General features: G+C 64.1%; 11 protein-coding genes and 1 pseudogene. 5 read left to right on the forward strand and 7 right to left on the reverse strand.

Annotation, left to right across the window (positions count from 1 at the left end; translation table 11 throughout):
- Positions 1-120 precede the first annotated feature (120 nt).
- Complete coding sequence (locus tag DI276_RS26175) at positions 121-588, forward strand: hypothetical protein (protein WP_112267941.1); 468 nt, start codon at positions 121-123, stop codon at positions 586-588.
- Between the two features lie 129 nt (positions 589-717).
- Positions 718-2,931, forward strand: a complete 2,214-nt coding sequence (locus tag DI276_RS26180; RefSeq protein ID WP_112267942.1) for a tetratricopeptide repeat protein — start codon at positions 718-720, stop codon at positions 2,929-2,931.
- A 70-nt stretch (positions 2,932-3,001) separates the two neighbouring features.
- On the opposite strand, the gene DI276_RS26185 is transcribed toward DI276_RS26180, so the two are convergent.
- On the reverse strand, positions 3,002-4,183 hold the full coding sequence (locus tag DI276_RS26185; protein WP_112267944.1) for a hypothetical protein: 1,182 nt from the start codon (positions 4,181-4,183) through the stop codon (positions 3,002-3,004).
- Between the two features lie 489 nt (positions 4,184-4,672).
- Here DI276_RS26185 and DI276_RS52400 point away from each other — a divergent pair, with 489 nt between their 5' ends.
- The 3 genes from DI276_RS52400 to DI276_RS26200 all read left to right on the forward strand — a co-directional run bounded on the left by DI276_RS52400 (position 4,673) and on the right by DI276_RS26200 (position 9,004).
- Positions 4,673-5,035, forward strand: a complete 363-nt coding sequence (locus DI276_RS52400) for a pentapeptide repeat-containing protein (protein ID WP_408610578.1) — start codon at positions 4,673-4,675, stop codon at positions 5,033-5,035.
- 88 nt (positions 5,036-5,123) lie between these two features.
- Positions 5,124-7,544, forward strand: coding sequence for an FxSxx-COOH system tetratricopeptide repeat protein (gene fxsT / locus DI276_RS26195; RefSeq protein ID WP_112267948.1), 2,421 nt, complete (start codon positions 5,124-5,126; stop codon positions 7,542-7,544).
- 371 nt (positions 7,545-7,915) lie between these two features.
- Positions 7,916-9,004: an integrase core domain-containing protein gene (locus DI276_RS26200; protein WP_112267950.1), complete on the forward strand. Its 1,089-nt coding sequence runs from the start codon at positions 7,916-7,918 to the stop codon at positions 9,002-9,004.
- 323 nt (positions 9,005-9,327) lie between these two features.
- Here the strand turns inward: DI276_RS26200 and DI276_RS26205 are convergent, their stop codons facing one another.
- The 6 genes and pseudogenes from DI276_RS26205 to DI276_RS26225 all read right to left on the reverse strand — a co-directional run bounded on the left by DI276_RS26205 (position 9,328) and on the right by DI276_RS26225 (position 17,627).
- Positions 9,328-10,473, reverse strand: coding sequence for a Wadjet anti-phage system protein JetD domain-containing protein (locus tag DI276_RS26205; protein WP_198680914.1), 1,146 nt, complete (start codon positions 10,471-10,473; stop codon positions 9,328-9,330).
- The gene (locus DI276_RS26210) at positions 10,470-13,364 is read right to left on the reverse strand and encodes an ATP-binding protein (RefSeq protein WP_232836921.1); all 2,895 of its coding nucleotides are present in this window, start codon (positions 13,362-13,364) and stop codon (positions 10,470-10,472) included. The genes DI276_RS26205 and DI276_RS26210 overlap by 4 nt, the downstream gene beginning before the upstream one ends.
- A gap of 312 nt (positions 13,365-13,676) precedes the next feature.
- A pseudogene (locus DI276_RS53455) lies at positions 13,677-13,865 on the reverse strand (ATP-binding protein); the annotation flags it as partial.
- Positions 13,852-14,556, reverse strand: coding sequence for a DUF4194 domain-containing protein (locus tag DI276_RS26215; protein ID WP_112267956.1), 705 nt, complete (start codon positions 14,554-14,556; stop codon positions 13,852-13,854). The gene DI276_RS26215 and the pseudogene DI276_RS53455, both read right to left, overlap by 14 nt.
- A complete protein-coding gene (locus tag DI276_RS26220) occupies positions 14,549-16,060 on the reverse strand; it encodes a DUF3375 domain-containing protein (RefSeq protein WP_157984951.1) in 1,512 nt (503 codons plus the stop codon). The genes DI276_RS26215 and DI276_RS26220 overlap by 8 nt, the downstream gene beginning before the upstream one ends.
- A 667-nt stretch (positions 16,061-16,727) precedes the next feature.
- Complete coding sequence (locus DI276_RS26225) at positions 16,728-17,627, reverse strand: helix-turn-helix domain-containing protein (protein WP_232836923.1); 900 nt, start codon at positions 17,625-17,627, stop codon at positions 16,728-16,730.
- Positions 17,628-18,540: the final 913 nt, after the last annotated feature.

An 18,540-nucleotide genomic window follows, 5' to 3' on the forward strand; every position in this document is an offset into this window, starting at 1 on the left:
CTAACTGATGAAAGTGCACGTCGAACCGTTCGGCCGAGCGGCTATCCTCCGAACTTCACTCACCGGCAGGGGGTCAGCGAGGTGGCACTGCCAAAGCCTCCGGACGAGCGGGATCTCCAGGTGATCAACACCGTTGAAAACGCCGAGATGGTGGTGCAGACGGGCGTGATTCACGGTGACGTGAACGTGCATACTGACGCAGCGGTGCAGGTGGTGCAGTTCCCGTACCGGGCGGGCCGGGTGCCGGAGAGGGCTGACCGGTTCCAGCGTCGCGAAATCTCGTCCAAGCTCGCCGAGACGCTCGCCGACGGTCAGGTCGCCGTGCTGACTTCTGACCATCATGTCTATACCAGCGTGCTCTCCGGGTTGGGTGGGGTGGGGAAGACGCAGCTCGCCGCCGACTACGCGCAGACCTTGTGGGACGACGGCGCGCTGGACCTGCTCGTGTGGATCACCGCTTCGAGCAGGGACGAGATCATCGCGATGTATGCCCGGCTCGCCGCTGACCTGCTCACTCTGCGTGAACCGGATCCTACCGTCGCCGCGGGCCGGTTCCTGTCCTCGCTCACCGTGGGATCGTCGCGTTGACTGATCGTTCTCGACGACCTGCGCAAGCCCGACGACCTGCGCGATCTGTGGCCACCGGCGCACCCGACGGGCTCTGTGATCGTCACGACGCGGCGCAGGGACGCCTCCTTACGAGGTCACGCCCGCCGGATGGTCGAGGTCGGGCTCTTCACCCCGCTCGAGTCGTCGGCCTACCTCAAAGCAAAGCTTCAAGACCGGCCACTGCTCGCTGACGCGGTGCCTGAATTGGCGACGGCGCTCGGCCACCTCCCCCTCGCGCTGTCACAGGCCGTGGCGTACATGCTCGACCGGCAGCTGTCCTGCAGCGGGTACAGAGCGCGGTTCGAGGACCGCAGGAAGAGGCTCTCGGAGCTGGTGCCCTCCGAGGAGGACCTGCCAGACGAGCACAAGGCGACGCTCGCGACGACCTGGTCCCTGTCGGTCGAGCTCGCGGACCGGCTGAAGCCGGTCGGCCTCTCCAGACCCGTGCTGAACCTGATGGCGCTCCTGGATCCGAACGGCATCCTCGTGGAAGCGTTCGCCAGAGCGCTGACGCACCTCTCCGCGGTCACCGGAACCCGCGTGACAGCGGATCTGGCGAAGGAGGCGATGACTTGTCTGCACCGGCTCAACCTCGTGACCGTCGATCTGCAGTCCGAGCCCGCTATGGCCCGCGTGCACGCGTTGGTACAACGGGCGACGCGCGACGACTTCAGCGACGACGAACGTGCTCGACTTCCGGGCGTCGTGGCCGCCTCGCTGTGCGAGATGTGGGCGCGGGCCGCGTATGATCCAGCGCTCGGCCAGGCGTTGCGCGCGAACTGCGCAGTCCTGCACGCCGAGGCGGGCTTGGGGCTCTGGGCGTCCGGCGACCACGAGGTGCTGTTCCTCGCTGGTACCAGCCTCGGCGAGGCCGGCCATGTGTCCGGAGCGCTGCGGTACTTCGAGCAGCTCGGCGAGGAGGCGATGCAGCACCTGGGCGACGACCACGTTGCGGTGTATGTCGCACGAGTGGAGGCAGCCTGCTGGCGTGAGGCGGACGGGGATCCAGGAGGTGCCACTTTCGAGCTCAGGCGGCTGCTGCCTCGACTGGCCGCCTTGGTGGGCGCGAACCACCAGGCGGTGTTTGCGACGCGGTGCTTCGCAGCCGAGTTCTCTGGTGGGTATGACGGCAGCACGATGGATCCAGACGAGCTCCACGATCTCGCCGTGGAGTCGTTCACCGCGCTCGGCCACGACCATCCCGTGGTGCTGAGGGTTCTGAGTGACCTCGTGCGCAGCCAAGATGGAGCGGACGGTTCGGTGCGCACGCTGCGGCTGTACGAGAAGGTGATCGCGGACCAGCTCCGCCTGTTCGGACCCGGCCACCGCGACACGTTCCGCACCCGCCGCTACCTCGCGTCCTGGCGCCTGGAAGCGCACGACCTGCTCGGGGCGCTGGTCGAAGTCGAGACATTGGTCAAGGACCAGATCGCCGCACTCGGCACAGACCACCCCGACGTCCTGTTCACGCGAGGCATGCTCGCGCGCCTGCGCAGCCAAGCCGCCGAGCGGGAACTGGTGCGGTGGCGCGGTGTCAGCGATGCCGGCGCGCAGGTCAAGACCTCGGTGCGGCAGGAGTGGTGGCGGGCCTGGCGCGGGGTGGAGACGTCCCTGCGGCAGCTCTACGACGACCGCGCGCGTCTGCTCGGAGCCGGCCACCCCGACACCAAACAAGCTCGCTCGGCCATGGTGAGCTGGAAGGCCGAACGCAACCGGACTGACGTGGAACTCGTCCGCCGGGAGATCGCCTCGCTGCGGCGCAAGCTCATCGAGATCCGCGAATACTACGGTCCTGGCACTCCCGGCGCCTTCGACAACCGCCTGCACCTCGCCCGCCTCTACACCGAAATCGGTGAGGTCTCCACCGCGGCGGCGTTGCTGGAAGAACTCTACGTCGACCAGATCGCCGTGTACGGGCGCAATCCGCAGGCACTGGAATCCGTTCAGCGCGAACTGGTGTGGCACCGGACCGAGTGCGGTGACCGGGCGGGCGCCGTGCGCATGCTCGAGGAGATTGCCGATGGAAACTCCGACTGGAGCACGGCGGCGCGTGCCGATCTCGACTATTGGCGTGGACAGGCACACAAGAGGGTGCAGAAGGACATCGAGGAGCTGACCAGGATGCTGGGTGAAGACGTGGCCGAGTTCGGCGCAGGGCACAGATACACGTTGACGACCAGGTATTTGCTCGCGTCCCGGCTGGGAGCAGCCGGACGGGTTCAGGACGCGGTCAGCATGCTGGTGGAGATTCATCAGACCTGCGTGCGGACGATGGGGCAAGATCACCCGGATGCGGTCAGGGCTGAGGATGAGCTCGAGTGATGGCAGAAGGATGGGACGACGTCAGACGTACGTGCCTGAGACAGGGGCGCGAAGTTCGTCGTGGAGATTGTCACTCGAGCCAGGGCGGCAAGTCTGCCACTGCGAGCGCGTTCAGCCTGAGCGCTCCGCTGTCGTCGTAGGTCAAGGCGTAGGCCGCCTCATACCCGGCGCTGACCTGGGAGCGCGCTGTCGGCGAGATGCGGAAAGGCTGGCCGTGGTAGTCCACGACGGTGCTGACTTGCTGGCCGCGGACTTGGTACAGGACAGTGAGCTTGAAGGTGTGCGACGACTTTTCTGCGTCGAACTTCAGCGGCAGCATCACGTGCTCGCCGGGTGCCACCCGGATGTGCCGTGAGACGAAGTAACGACCTTTGTCGATACCGTTCTCGATCAGCCTGGCGACGGGGAAGTAGGAGTCGAGATGGAACGTGATCGGGTCGTCGTTCATCCCGCCGGCTTCGATCAGGTATGCGATTCCGTCGACTATCGGCCCGTCGGTCTTATCTGTCACCAGCACGTCTCGCACAACCACCTCATGCATGCTGCCAGGGTTGAACAGGCTGAGCACCGCGCACGCCGGAAGTCCTGGGTGTGACAGCACGAAGGCGCCGGCCCGGAGCCTGCGGTCGAAGAGAGCGTCCATGCTGGCCTGGCCGCCAGGCAGTTCGAGTTCCTCAGCGAATGATTCGGCCACTTGGGTGTTCTCTCGACCGAATGCATGGAGCCAGCCGCCTGACATCGAGTGCAGTGAATTAATGGCCACCGTAAGGTCGGATGGTTCCTCTACCTGCCGCTGAGGTGTCCCGGACAGGTGTACGTCCCCATGGATGTCTCTGGCCTGGACCACGGGTCCCGTAACGGTCCCCGACACCGAGTTCGAAATGTAGTGAGCGGGATCCTGGTTCGTCGCCGGTGCGTGCAGCTTCACGTCCAGCTCTTTGAGGCGCTCGTGCATCGCGACGAGCGTGGAGAACTCCCGCAGGACGCCAGCCCGGCGCTCTTCCCGCAGCGCGGCGCTCGCCCGCCACCGTGGCAGGCAGTGGCCCAAGTAGAACAGCACCACGTCCTCCCTGGGAGGCCTGGCACCGATCCCGCGCTCCAGGTCGGAGAACGCCTGGTTGGAAAGTCGCAGTCCAGTCTTGCTCATCGCTGCAAGCTCGTCTTGGGTGACGTCGGCGTCGCGCCGCAGCCCAGACAGCATCTCTCCGAACTTCGCCCGTGCCAGGCGCCACACGTCCCGGTTGTCCACCACGCCTGGATCTTCGTCGCGCCTGTCCCGGAATTCATTGCCAAAAAGGTGTCAACTTGCGGGCATCCGTCGGTACTACGATTCGTCGCCGAGAGGCGAGGAAGGACACGTGCTCGGCCGGACCACGGCTAGCCGGACCGGCGACATTTCTGGTTAGCCCTAGCTGCGCGAACAGTACGTGCGCCGCCACCGCGGTTCCGAGGAACTTGCCGCCGAGTTCGGCCTGCGCGGCGCGCTCTCGAGCGCGAGGCGAGCGCCGGACTCCTTACTACTTCGGCCCACTTCTCTACGAGGACGAAAGCTCCTACCCCGCGTCGATCGAGACGAGTCTGCTCTGCGGCGCAACCCTTTCCACGGGGCGCCCGACATGGTGGGTGGTTGTGCCGCAGGCCGTCGGTGCCGCGTCGCTACACGCTCATCCGGCCGGTCCGCCGAAGAACGAACGCGATCATCGAGGCGAGGCGGACAAACAGGTAGTCGACGGCATCGCTGTTGGGCAACTCCTCCACGTGGTGCTCGGCCAGAACACACAACCTAGGTGGCGCGGATCTCACCAACGCGCATTTGGGGAGTACAAGACTGCCCAACGTAATACTTACCCGCGCCCGTCTGAGCAACGCCAGGCTCATCAGCGGCGATTTCAGTGAGGCCGACCTCGCCCAAGCCGATCTTCGGGGCGCGGACCTGCTGGCTGCAAAGTTGCAGGGCGCGGACTTGGCCAGCGCGGATCTCCGAGGTGCACATCTCCAGGCAGCTGACCTTCGTGGCGCCTACCTCGTGGATGCGTTGCATGACAACGCCACCGTGGTCAGGATCGCCTCTACGGACGGCGAAACGCGAGGCAAGTGGTGGTGACCATGCGCCCGGCGAGTAGTGGTCACGCGGGACGGGCCTCGTGCCGGCCGTGAGAACATACAGGCCCCAGGCGGCCATAGGAGGCTGGGTGAAAGACGACGACCGATCGGCGACGTCGAATCATATCGGGAAAGATTCCGGCGACGCCGTCGGGGAGGAGGCGATCTCAGTGCCGCGCACCTTGAAGTGGCTCATTGCCATCGCCTCAGGCACCGCGATATTCGTCTGCACATGGTGGCTCTGTGCAAGGCTGGGGCGCTCCACCGGCGACGCGATCGGCATTGCGGCTATCCCCAGCGCCATGCTGACGCTGCCGCTCGCCTGGTGGGCTGGTCGGGACGAGAAGTCCGCCGAGCCAGCACCTCAAAACTCAGTAACCGGCGCGGTGTCGGGCATCTTGCTGCAGGCGCGCGACATCGACGAAGTGCACATCCATCCTCAGCTAACACCGCCTGCCGATGAACAGGTGGTAGTTGGCTTGATCCCGCACGAACCGCCAAATTTCCAGCTTCCCGACCAGGTCGCACAGTTGGCAGTGATGGGGGGCTCGATCTGCGTAGTGTGCGCGGTCACCGGCCAGCGCGGTGTTGGTAAGACACAGGTGGCGGCTGCCTACGCACGTCAGCGCGTCCGGGACGGCTGGCTCGTCGCGTGGACCGGCGCAGAATCCACCGACCTGGTCCAGGCAGGAATGGTCAACCTGGCCGAGCGGCTGAAGTTGTATAGGCCCGATGATGACGCGGAAACCACGGCGGCTCGAGTCCGCGACCACCTACAGACCATCAACAAGCCGGCGCTGCTCGTGTTCGACAACGTTGAGAAGATGGACGCGATCAGGCCCTACCTGCCTGCGGCCGGAACCATCCAGGTCGTGCTCACCAGCACGATTCGTGGTGCCGACAGGTTGGGCCTGCCGGTGCCAGTCGATGTGTTTGACATGGAGACCTCGCTGCGGTTCCTCCGCGAGGCGACTGGCCTGAACGACCTCAGCGGCGCCCGGGAACTCGCCGTTGAGGTCGGCTGTTTGCCGCTTGCGCTGGCCCAGGCCGCTGCACGCATCCGCGCAGCAGGCTGGAGCTACGCCACCTATCTAGACCGCTTCCGCAAGTTCCCAGTCGACCGCTATCTGACTCGCCGCGACGGCGACTCCTACCCGCATGGCGCAGCAACCACGATCCTAATAGCCCTGGAACCGTTCAAGGCCAGCGAGTTGCTCGAAACGCTAGCGATGTTGTCACCTGACGGTGTGTCCCACGAGGTGCTCGCGGCCGGGCGGAACGTCACGTCAGTCGACGACGAATTGGAACAGTTGTCCGAGGCCTCCATCGTCGAGTTTGCCGGTGCAGGTAGCTTGACAGTGATCATTCATCGCTTAGTCCAACGTGTTATCCGCGACCATCGCAGAATGGATGGCGCGTACGAAAAAATAGTAGCCCGAGAAAGAGACCGTCTCGGTCGATTGACCATTGAAAGATCCGAAGCCTGGAGCCTCCGCGGCCGAGGTGATGAGCTTGTGCGCCAAATTGATGCGCTCTGGAGCAATATCGACCCGCAATGCCATGTTCAAGACGAACTGGCCAGGTTGATACAGTTGCGCCGGTGGGCCATTGATCACCTTATTGCTACCGAATCGATTGCTCGCGCGGTCGTGCTAGCTGAAATCCTATACAGCGATAGTCAAGCCCACACTGGTATTGATGGGCATGAAACACTGGCGTCCGCGGCCCGGCTCGTGACCGCTTACCGCTGTGCAGGTCGCCTGCGCGAAGCCATCACCTTAGGGGGGCATTCCCTGGTGAGCTGTCGACGAACGCTTGGTGACGACCATTCGCAAACGCTTATCGCAGTAAACAATCTGGCTCTTGCCTATGAGTCTGCGGGGGAACCGGAGAAGGCTATCCCCTTGGTCGAACAATCGTTGGCGACCCATCAACGGATTCTGGGAGCAGATCACCCCGATACGCTAACGGCAGTCAACAATGTCGGTCTCGTCTACGCCTCTGCGGGACAGTCAAACATGGCCATCCCCCTCTATGAAAAAAACCTTGCTGACCGCAAGCGCATTCTAGGGGAGGAGCATCTCGGCACGTTCATCTCCGCAAACAATCTGGCCTTCGCCTATAAGGAAACGGGACAACTTGGCAAAGCTGTCACCCTATTTGAACAGACCTTTGCTGCTCGTCGGAGAAAGCTCGGGTATGATCACCCTGATACGCTGATTTCGGCGTATAACCTAGCAGTGATGTTCGGGTCTGCGGAACGATTCGACGAAGCAATCTCACTGCACGAAAGTACCCTTGCGGCGCGCAAAAATATTCTCGGAGATGAACACCCTGATACGTTGATGTCGGCAACAAACTTGGCATCCATGTACAAGAAAGTAGGGCGGCTCGAAAAATCGCAACGCCTACTCGAAGAGACTCTTCTACGTGCTCGGCGAGCTCTCAGTGAAAACCATCCGTTGATCGCTAAGATTCAGATGTATCTGAGGGAGCTTCACAATCGCTAGCGGTGGGCCGAGTCGGAACAACGTACCTCGGACCATCATCTCGTCACGCGAGCAGCCCTGGGCCGCACTCAGCGGTCCTCCGCTCACTCAAGGTAGCCGTTGTCCTCCAACGACCTTCTTCCAGCCATGTGGTGGTCGCCGGGTTCGCTGATGCTGACGTTGCCCGGTATATCGCACGTGTACGAAAGCTGATTGGCGGGTAGATGCGCCCCGGACGACATTCATCTGTGCGTCCAGCGGGCGGCATCGTTCTTGGTGTTGTGGGAGAGCTGTCCTTGCGGACGTTTTGCGCGCGACGCCTGGGCTTGTGCCGCCCGGAAAGTCATCGATGCTCTGAGCGGTCCGGTTTTCCCAGCTGAGAGCATGTCTGGGTGGTCTGTTCGCTGTTGTATCGGGTGGTCTGCAAGTTGCTGTCTGTTCCGGCGGTGCTGCTTCGAGGTGAGGCGGCCAAGGATGCGGAGCTTCTTGTTCTGCGGCACGAGAACGTTGTGCTTCGTCGGCAGTTGACCGGGCCGGTTCGTTACGAGCCCGCGGACCGGTTCTGGTTCGCCGCGCTGTCGAGACAGGTGCATCGCTCGCGCTGGCAGGAGGTCTTCCCGGTTACCCCTGGCACGTTGCTCGGCTGGCACCGCAGGTTCATCGCCCGGAAGTGGGATCACACCGCGCGCCGGCGCGCCGGACGTCCATCGACCGCAGCAGCGATCAAGGCGCTCGTGCTCCGACTTGCTAGAGAGAATCCGCGGTGGGGTCATCGGCGTATCCATGGCGAGCTGGTTCGGCTTGGTCATCGCCTGGGTGCCTCGACGGTCTGGGAGATATTGAACCGCGCGGGCATCGATCCGGCGCCGCGGCGATGCGGCCCGACATGGCGGGAGTTTCTGACCGCGCAGGCCGAGGGGATCATCGCGGCGGATTTCTTCCACATCGACACCGTGCTCGGAGCACGCCTGTACGCGCTGGCGTTTCTCGAACACGGCACCAGGCGCTTGCACATCACCGGCGTCACGGCGCATCCGACGCGGGAGTGGACGGTGCAGCAGGCAAGGAACCTGGCCAGCGAGCTCGGGGCGCGGATGGAGTCCCTTCGCTTCCTGCTGCGTGACCGCGACGGTAAGTATGGCGACGCGTTCGACGCCGTATTTGAGGCAGAGGAACTGCGAGTGATTGCGATTGCGCCTCGAGCTCCGCGGATGAACGCGCATTGCGAACGGATCATCGGCAGCATCCGCCGCGAGATTCTCGACCACGTCCTCATCATGGGAGAAGGCCATGCGCGTCAAGTACTTGCGGCATACCAAACGCACTACAACGAGCACCGGCCTCACCAGGCCCGCGACCAGCTACCGCCAGACGTCCAAGAGCACACCGGAGCGGCGCATGATCTTGACGTCTCTAGCCGTCGACCCGTCCGCACGCGGATCCTCGGCGGGGTGATCAACGAGTATCGATATGCAGCTTGAGCTGCAGCGATGACTTTCCGAGCGGCACAGGGTCGATCAAGCGTTGGCTGTGTTCGCGGACAGACAGGCTGAGGGGCTGCCCCCAGGCGTTCTGGCGAGTTCGGCAGGAAGTGCATAGGACCGCGTCGCTCACGAGCCAGACTGACAACTTTGGTGCGTACGATCCCGTTTGCGATACGGGCTCCGGCGGCTCCAGGTTGTCTTCCGTGTCGTTGTCACGGTGAAGCGCGCGAGTCCGTGACAATTGTCTGCACGTAAAGACGGTGAGCTGCCCGACCGCGCCGAGGTCGAATCCAGAGTAACCCTCGGGGAACAGGACAGCGCTAGTTCGCAGTGAGGGCGGTGACCGCGGTCCGCAGCGGGATTCGTTCCTGTTCGATCCGTCTGTGACCGGACCACATTGGATCGAGGAGGCGGTGGTAAACCGCTCGTTCGGCAGACGTCAGGTGCGGCAGCGGCTTGGGCGGGGCGGGCCGGAGCGGCTGGCCGTTCTGGTCGGTGTTCGTCCCGTACGGCTCGTAGCTGTCGTAGGTGGCGGGGTCCATGAGGATGCTCTGCACCGGTACCCCGTCAGCCCGCCAGCCGTTGAGGATCTCGTAGCCGTGCGCATCGATGTCGCCCCAGTAGAAGAGACGGGGAGCGTCGATCAGCCACGGGAACGCTGCTGCGGACTTGCCGCCGAAACCCTCGCCTTCCACGGAGATGGCGCGGGCGAGCGGTGGGAAGTGGATCGCGGTGTCCTTGTTCTCGGAGATGATCACCAGTTCGGGGATGTAGGCAGGGACGAACGAGTCGCCGACGGTGGCTGAGTCGTGCTTTCGCCTGCCAGCGGCGAGGTGCTCCGGATCGAGGTAGGTGAAGTGAATGCGGGTCGGATGCCGCGGCAGCAAGCCCAGTGTGTCCCGCCTGGACAGCTCCGCGATCAAGGCGTGACGGTTGTTGAGCCACTTTGCGTGGATGCCGGTCACCGGGACCTGGCGAGGCGTGAGCCCCGTGGCGTCGTTGGTCCGGAACCAGCCGGCGACCTTCATCAGCAAGTCGAAGTCGACCCCGGAATAGCTGTCGACCGCCTTGAGAATCCGGTCCAGCCCGCCCGCTGTGGGGAACCGCTCGACGAGCACGGCGAGGCGGTCTTGCGCACGGTCCAAGCGGAGAGTCCACTCCTCGCCGACAACCTGTGCCGCCGAACTCAGCGCTGCAACCTCGAGGTGAGCCGGGATGTCCTGGATGGTGGTGTGAACCCGCCGGGCCTCGGTGTGCAGGACGACGGGCTGAGTCCTCGCCCAGTCGCGCCACTGCCGCACCAGTGGCTGATAGGTGCTGGTCCAGCCGTCCTCGAGTTGTGCTTTCTTCGGGGCTGCGATCGCGAACCGGTGAGGCCACGAGACCACGATCCCAGCGATATCGGCCGCCCATGTGCGGTCCAGGCGTCGGCGGATGTCGGCGACGACCTTGTCCGGCGTCTTCACGCGGATACCTCGCCCTGAGCCTTGGCCACCGAGGTCGTGGGGGAGATCAGCTTCACCGAGGAATGGCCCTTGGTGTTCTTCGCCATGTACAGCACACTGTCCGCGTGTGGCTCGAGCGCGGTGAACTGGCCGTACGGGGCCCCGATGATGAGTTGGAAGCCCAAGCCTTTCCACGCGTCGACCGCGCGGCCGGCGAACTCGCTGTCCGCCTTGACGAAGCCCTCGTCGAGGAACACCGGAGCAAAGCGTGGGCGCTCGTGCGCCTCGTCTCCCAACTGGAAGCGCAGGGCGGCGCCGACGATGAACGCCACCAACTCCTGGGTCTCACCGCCCGACTTGCCTCCGAGTGCCGCGTAGGTTGACCGCTCCTGGCCGTGTTCGTCGTAGGAGACCGCGGTGATCTCGATGTGCTTGCGGACGTCGAGCAGACGGTCCCGGTTGTTCTTCGCGTCGGAGTCCTTGCGGATCCGAGCCATGAACTTCTGCAGGCGCTTGAACCAGTTCTGGATCTGCTCGTCGGAGAACTCGTCCGTGTTGGCTCGCGAGAGAATCTTCAGCTCCCGCTTGAACTTCACGATGTCGTCCTGGTTCAGCTCACGGAGGTCGATCTTGAGTCGGTGCCGGTGCGCTCCGAACGGCAAGCTCTTGAGGATCGCGTTGACCGGGGCGAGCCTGTTGCGGATGTCGTCGATGGCGTTGCTGAACGCGCCGGCGAGCGGGACGAGGTCCTGGCCTGACCAGTCGGTGAGGCGCTTGGCCCACTCATGACGACGTTCGTGCAGACCGGTGGCGATGATGTTGTCGAGGATGCTCCGGAACGACGGATAGTTCTCGACGGAGGCCGACAGGTTCGGATCCTCCCAGTTGTCCAGGTACCGCTGGAAGACGGCTTCGAGCTCGCGCTTGAGGCTGTCGGCTTTGCCTTGCGCAGCCTGGCGGTTCTTGGCCAGCTGCTTCTTGAGTCGGTCTACGCCATCCGGGAAGCTCGCACGGTCCTTGATGTTCGCCACGTCCGCGAACTCGGTGTCCAGGTAGGTCTTCTGCTGGTCTGTCAGTGAGACGGCTTGTTCTTGTTCGATGCGCTGGATCTGGCTTACCACGAAGTCTTTGCGTTTAATGATCTTGGTTTGTTCTTCGCCAAGACGCGTGAGGTCGGCTTTGGCGGCGTAGACGTCGCCGCCTGTCGATTTGATGTCCGATTCGAGAGCCTTCAGGCGGTTCTGCAGTTCACGGAGCGAGTCGTCGGAACCGAGGATGTGCTCTTTCCGCTGCTCCAACTCGGAGATGGTGGCCTGGAGCCCGTCAGGATCGATGGCCTTCCACTGCGTGGCCAGCACGTGTTCGTGAGCGCTCTTGTCAGCAAGCAGTGCTGTCAACGCGTCTCTATGGTCGTTGAGCTGTTTGCTGATGCCGTCCAAGATCTTGTCGAGTTCATCGATCCGATCGGCGATCTCGGCGAGCCTCTCCTCTTTGGAGAAGCCGATCACGTAGGGCGCTTTAAGTTCGCCGTGTGCCCCGGATCGGCCCTGGCGGGTCTGACCGTTGGCGGTGACGCGAAGTTGCGATCCGCCCAGCTGATCGGCGGAGTCAACACACAGGGCGTCGGTGCTGTGTGCGGTCAGACGCTCCTGCACCCACGACGAGAATTTCGTGTCCTTGTATGCGAGCTTGCCGGACACGTAAGAGGGGTTCAGCCGGCGGGGTGTGAACGAGCCGACATCGACGCCTTCGTAGTTGAACCGCCGAGGAAGCTGCAGGGGGTCGATGACGCGCGAGAAGCGGTCCAGTTCGTCGGCGTCGACCAGGAGGACTCGGGCCAGGCCGAACAGCGTGGTCTCGATGGCTTTGCGCCACTTCCTCTGTTCTGACAGCACATCGATGAGCTCGCCGACGAACGGAAGATCCTCTGGTGGAATACCGGTGGCCTTGGAGATGAGCAGCCGAGTCTCATGGAGGAAGGGGTCCATCCGGCCGTCCCGGTGGGCCAGTGACTCGCGTTCCTTGATAAGATTGGTCTTCTCCTGGCTGGGCTCGTAGAAGACGCGTTGAAGTTCGATCCCGCGTTCGCTGTGCTCTGACAGCACCGCGTCGAACCCGTTGATGAACTCCTGGGCGAGTTGCTGTGCCGAGGCGAAGTCGTTCTCGTCTTCGACCGGCAACCCCAGCCGTGCGGTCTTCTGGTCGAACACAGCGCGATTCTTCGTCGCCTCGTCGAAGTCGAGGCGTAGCTTGGCGACGTCGGCTTCGATCTTCATGACGATGTTGTGAGAGCTGTTGTCCCGCAGCGCCCCGGAGATCTCTTCGTGGTCTCGTTCGAGACCTTCGAGCTTCTTCTCGGCTTCGGCCTTCGTATCTTTCGCCTTGTTCCGGGCGTCCCGGTTGTTGTCCTCAGCCTTCTCGAGGAGTTGGTCCTCGGTGAACAGCTTCCAGAGGCTGAAAGGGCTGTCGCCGAGCTCATGATAGCCGAGGCTGTCGAGCAGCGAGGAGGCCTCTAGCGCCTGTGCGCGGTCGTTGTAGAGCCCTGGGATGTGCTGGAGGACGTCGGCTTTCGCCTGCTCGGTTGCCATGGCCTTGTAGGCGTCTTCGAGGTTCTTGAAGTGGTCGACCGCGTCGTCGGCTGCCGCGTAGGTGCCGGGCAGCTCGATGACCATGGACTTGTACAGGTCGTCGACCGTGCGAACCTGGTGCCCTGCCTGGATGCGGGCCAGCAGCCGGAGAGCCTTGCCTCCGTCTCCGTTCGCGCCGATGCCGAGCTTGCTGAAGAAGGCTTGGGAGAACTCGTCATACGACTTGTACATCTTGAGGTTGGTGAAACGGCCTTCGACGGCACGTTTGTCGAACTTGTCCTTGGCGAACTGCTCTGCGGCGCGAAGATCGATCGTTCCGTCCACAGTGCACAGTTTGCGGACCAGTTCGCCGTCTCTGGCCGCGGCCCTGGGCACGTAGTAGAGCCGGGCGACGGTGAACCTGCGCTGGTTGTCGTCGACGAAGGACATGGCGAGCGCGCCCCACGTCGGCGTGTTGTGCCCGCGCAGCACTTCGTCGGCGAGGTCGCCCTCGCTGTTGCGGCTGGTGTCGGTCTTGCCGCGCAGGTACGAGATCAGGCTGCGCTGGTCCGCGCTCCGGGCCCTGCCGACGGTGGCGTCGTTGGATGCGCCGTTGAAAGGCACGTTCGAGTCCATCATCAGCGCGATGTACGCGTCGAGCAGTGTGGACTTGCCGGTGCCAGAAGCGCCGGAGAGCAGTGTGGTGGTCGGCGCGAAGGTGACGGTGCTGTGCCCGTGGAAGCCACCCCAGTTGACGAGCTGGAGGGTCTCGGCCTTCCACTGGGTGGTCCCTTCGGTGGCGCCGGCGAGGTAGAACAGGGGAGAGCTGGAATCAGTCATTCTCATCGTCGCTCCCCGTGGTGCCGTTCTCGTTCTTGAGCCATTCCCAGAGTTCGTGCAGGCGGGGCAGCGGGAGCAGGACCGCGATCACGGGGGAGATCCGCAGCCGGGCGGAGTCGTTGGTTCTGCTGAGAACCTTCGCCTTCATGAGGTTCTCGACGGCCTTGTCGGTACGTGATCGGTCACCGGAGCGGTCCGTCGCGTGGCTTGGCCGGAATGACGCGATGTGCGTGATCAAGTCGTCCCGCTCGATCGTCACGTCCTCGTGCCCAGACGCGCGTTCGTTCTGGAAGCGGTGGCGCAGGAACACCAGCGCGATGGTCTCCTCGCGGGTGTACTGCGTGTCGTGCAACAGCGTCGGGAACTCCCGCGTCCCGCTGTCGGAGGCGGCCTGCCGCTTGAACGCCACCTCGTAAGAAAGATCCACGTGCAGGTCGAGGAACATGTCGTTCAACCGCGCCTTGATGGGCGCGGGGTCCTCACGGATCGCCCGCCACTCGGCAGGGTTCAGCGAGGACGAGATGAACCTGTTCTTCATCAGCGCGACCAGCGCACGCCGCTGCCCGAGTGAAAGCCCGCCGGTGTCTCCGTCGAATAGCGCGAGCGTGGAACTGTCGGAGCCGTCCTCCTCCAGGAACTCGTCGTCGAGATCGGACTCAGCGAGCTGGAAGTCTTCGTCGAGCGGGCTTTCAGACATCGGAGAGCCCTTCCAGGTCGACGCCCCTGAGAGCCGCCACGTCGGCAGCGGTGAGTGACACGGCAGGAGCGAGAAAGCGGCGAGATTCACCGTCAGGACGAATTGCCTCGAAGAGCTCCGTGCCAGTGTCGTCCTTGAGGGCGTCAACACGGGAGGCCAGGTGCAGCAGTCCGAGGATTTCGACCGGGCGCCGCAGCGACGACGGGAGGTGGTTGAACAGCCGGCCGAGAGTGGTGGCATCGCCTCTGGCGAACGACTCGATGATGGCGTCGCGCAGTTCGTCCAGCGACGGGCCTCCCTGCATCCGCAGCTCCTCGATGGATGGCGGATTCCCAGCGTCGTCGTCCTCCGGCTCTTCGAGCGGCGGTGGTGGCGCGGCCGAGGACGGATCCCAGAATCGTTCCTTGAGGTGGCCCACCTTCAGCGTCGGAGGTAGCAGCTCGACGGGTACCGTCGTACGGGGACCAGCTGCTTCCATCCATGTGGCCAGCTCGCGTTCGATCCCGCGCAGCACGCGATCTAGCTCGCGCTCCTGCAGGACGTCATGGTTGACGATGTGTTCCTTCAACGTCGCCGTCAGCCGTCGGCGTTGCGCTAGCACGTCCTTCATGCCCTGCCGGATGACCGAGACTGCTCCGCGGATCTCCTGCACGTCCCTTACATCGAGCACGTCGGAGGCCGGGTGATCAAGCAGGACTTGAACGTTCTCGCGCAGCTCCGACAGCAGCGCGTCGTCGCGCAGCAGCACGAAGGCGCCGTCGAACGCTCTGCCCTCGGGCGTTCCCTTGACCAGCTGGTCCTGCTTGTCGAGGTACTCGTCCAACACCTCGATGACCGGACGCTCCTCTTCGCGGAAATCGCGGAGGATCCGGCGGTGCATGTCGAGCACGGACTCCTCGACCCTCTTGAAGTCAGAAGGGAGCTGGCCGATCAGGTCGATCAGGTTGGTGTACCCGTCGAGCATCCGCTCGTCTGATGCCGCTGCCACCTCGCCACCCTGGAGGAGGCGCTTGCGTTCCGCGTCCAGCTCCTTGATCTGGGCCGTCAGGCGGTCGATGCGCGCCTGTGCGTCCGGCGAGGCCTCCAACGCCCACCTGCGGACCGTGTCGAGGATCGTGGTGAGCCGCGACTCGGAGACGAGCACGCGGTCCCGGGAGAGGCTCTGCACGAGGTCGAGCGCTTCGAGGGCGGACGAGGTGAGCGAGTAGACGATGCTGTTGTCGGAGTCGTTGTCCCGGAACAGCCACTGGTCGTTGACCCACTGATTGCACAACGCCCGGCCGTTCAGGTTCGGAGGTACCTCCACGCCCTCGCGCTGGAACTCGGTGAGAAACGAGTCGACCTGCACGTGCAGTCGGTCGGCTTGGATCGACCGGCGATCGCGGGTGAATGTGCAGCGGAACACGGCGATGCGAAACGCTGCCCACTTTCCGTCCAGAAGGCGGAGAGTGGGCCGTTCGAGTGCTTCCTGTGCCCGTGCGAGCTCACCGACGACTTCGCTCAACACACCCCCAGGCGGTCAGAACCGGTCGGAGCTGCGAGCGAGCTGATGCCCGTGCCGCGGCGCCGTGAACGCTCGCAGCCAATTATTCGGACGCCACGCCAACGCCGTTACGGATGGCAATGATTTGTCATGTGCACCAGATCGAACGTCGCACCACAGACTGGCGCTGCGGCACGAGGTCGCGGTGCCGTGGTACACGTTGCGCGAGCTCGCTCTGATCAAGAGCTTGACCGATCTCTCTTCCTGGGCGTCGCGCTCGGCGAGTCGTTGCCAGGCCGCCGCACCGATTTCGGGACCCAGGAGCGTGCGACCAGCGGTTCGGCGCGGTCGATGTCCCCGAAACCGGTGATGACGTCGATCCACTTCAGGAGTGCGCGTTCATCCACGTTCCGTGAGCTCGAGCGGGCGGCGTGCTCGGTGGCCTCGATGACGCGCCATGCCCGGCCGGGTTCACCGCGACGCAGGAAAGCGACGCGACGTACAGGGCGCCGACGAAGTCCTTGCCGGGGAGCAGGCGGGTGAACACAGTGTTCTCGGCTTGGTCGTGCTGTTCCGCGTTGGCAGCGGCTACGGCGGTCGTCCTGACGGCGATCCGGTGGAGATCATCGGACGGGGGCTTGTGATTGGAGGTCCACAAGGACTCGGCTGGCGGGTGGTGCAGCGGCGGTCACTCCCGTTTCCGGTGGTCCTCGGCGATTCGCTCCAGCAGTGCCTGCAGCTCCTCCCCGCGCACCGCCAGCCGCTCCAGCCGGCTGAACAACGCGAGGTACTCGCGCACGTCCAGCAGGTCGGTGATGGTGGCGTTGCCGGTGAGCACGCTGACCGTGACCACGCGCTCGTCGTAGATGTGGAAACCGTGCAGGGCGACCACGTTCGCGTCCGCCGACCAGGGCACGACGCCGAGCCGGACGTTCGGGCGGCGCTGGATCGCGGCCAGGTGCTCCACCTGTTTCGCCATCAGGTCCGCCGAACCCATCCGCCAGCGCAGCGCGCCCTCGGACATCAAGAACACGAACTGCTTCGCCAGATCGTCCATGCGGGAACGCCGTATCCGCAGCGCGGCCACGGCGGCCTCCTGCTCCGACTGCGGCATCGTCCCCAGCACGATCCGCAGGTAGGGCTCGGACTGCAACAGCTGAGGCACCAGGTTGACCTGGAAGAACCTCATTGTCGCCGCCTGCGCTTCAATGCGGCTGATCGTCTGCTGGTGGCGGTGCGCCCCTCGGTGCAGCACGACGCGGCGGGTCTCCGCCTCCGCGTGCAGCGACCTGGCGAGTTCGACCAGTTCGATGCGCGTCTCTCTCGTCGCGGCTAGTTCTGCGACGAGACGCTCCACGTCGGTGACGGACGGGAGCAGCATGCCGTTCTCGATCTTCGACAGCTTTGACTGGCTCATCCCGGTGGCACGGGCGGTGGCCGTGCCGGTCATCTTCGCCTCGGTGCGCAACCGGCGTAACTCACGCGAAAGCCGCTCTCGCCCCAACCTGTCGCGGGTGGTGACGGCGGTGGCGAACGTTGCCGAGTCGGACGCCCCGATTCTCCTCGTCCGTTCAGGTCGAGCTCTCACATGGCCAAGGATGCTGCCTTCAGCCGTGGCTTCGTTGGCAGAGTCAGAGGTGCGAACCTCTGGCTCGCCGACGATGTCGACGCGTGCGCTGCTGTTCTGCGGCAATTGGATTCCGAGAATCGCCGCGATAACGCGTCGACTCAGGCTGTAATCCCGGCTACCCCTTCGCACGCGCTCGTGCGTTGTTGTGCGGTCTATGCCGAGAGCAAGCTTCAGCGAACGTCGCCACACAGACTCAGCCTGCATCGGCCACCTCGGTACCACCTGGGGAAGTTCTGCTTCCCGACACAGCTTGACGGACTGCCTTGACCTGTCCGAGTTGGGACAACAGGGCAGGTGCGGACGCTCCTACCAACACCGTCGCGTAAGCACCGGCGATTTGACCAGTTCCTCCGAACAGCGCGCCCGCCGCGGCTCCCAAGAGCATATGCACGCTGGCGGCGACGGCTTCAGGCACTAAGTCGATGTAATCGGACAACATCGGGCGCGATTTCGTCTTACGGCGTCCTCCGCTCACTGGCCGCAGCTTCCGGCGAGCGCCGTGCCAAGCGATCACTTGCCCGTACAGGTCGATTGCTGTGCGAAGTGATCCGCCGAGTCCTCCAAGAAGGGCGAACCACCAGATACTCATGGAGCTGCTCCTTCCGCGGTGGAGCGTCGCAAGCGGGCCAGTCCTTCTTGCGAGACTGCCCGCATGTCGAGCAGTCTGCTGTGTTCACCGCACTGCGTCATCCCGGTGTGTATATCGCCTAGTGCTGCCGACCGTATCCATTGCGCAGACTCGAACCCGACCAGATCGAACACCTCACCATAGACAGACAGGACCGTCTCGGTGGAGTCATCCACGAGTGTCGCGAGGTCGCTTAACCTGCGCGGACGCGGGTTTCGGCACGCACAGAGTTCGCCTGCCACG

This window comes from Lentzea terrae (assembly GCF_003265345.1).
Taxonomy (GTDB): Bacteria; Actinomycetota; Actinomycetes; order Mycobacteriales; family Pseudonocardiaceae; genus Lentzea; species Lentzea terrae.

Coding starts and splice junctions, on each gene's coding strand:
- DI276_RS26180 (WP_112267942.1), top strand. CDS start 718: ATGGTCGAGGTCGGGCTCTTCACCCCGCTCGAGTCGTCGGCCTACCTC.
- DI276_RS26215 (WP_112267956.1), bottom strand. CDS start 14,556: ATGTCTGAAAGCCCGCTCGACGAAGACTTCCAGCTCGCTGAGTCCGAT.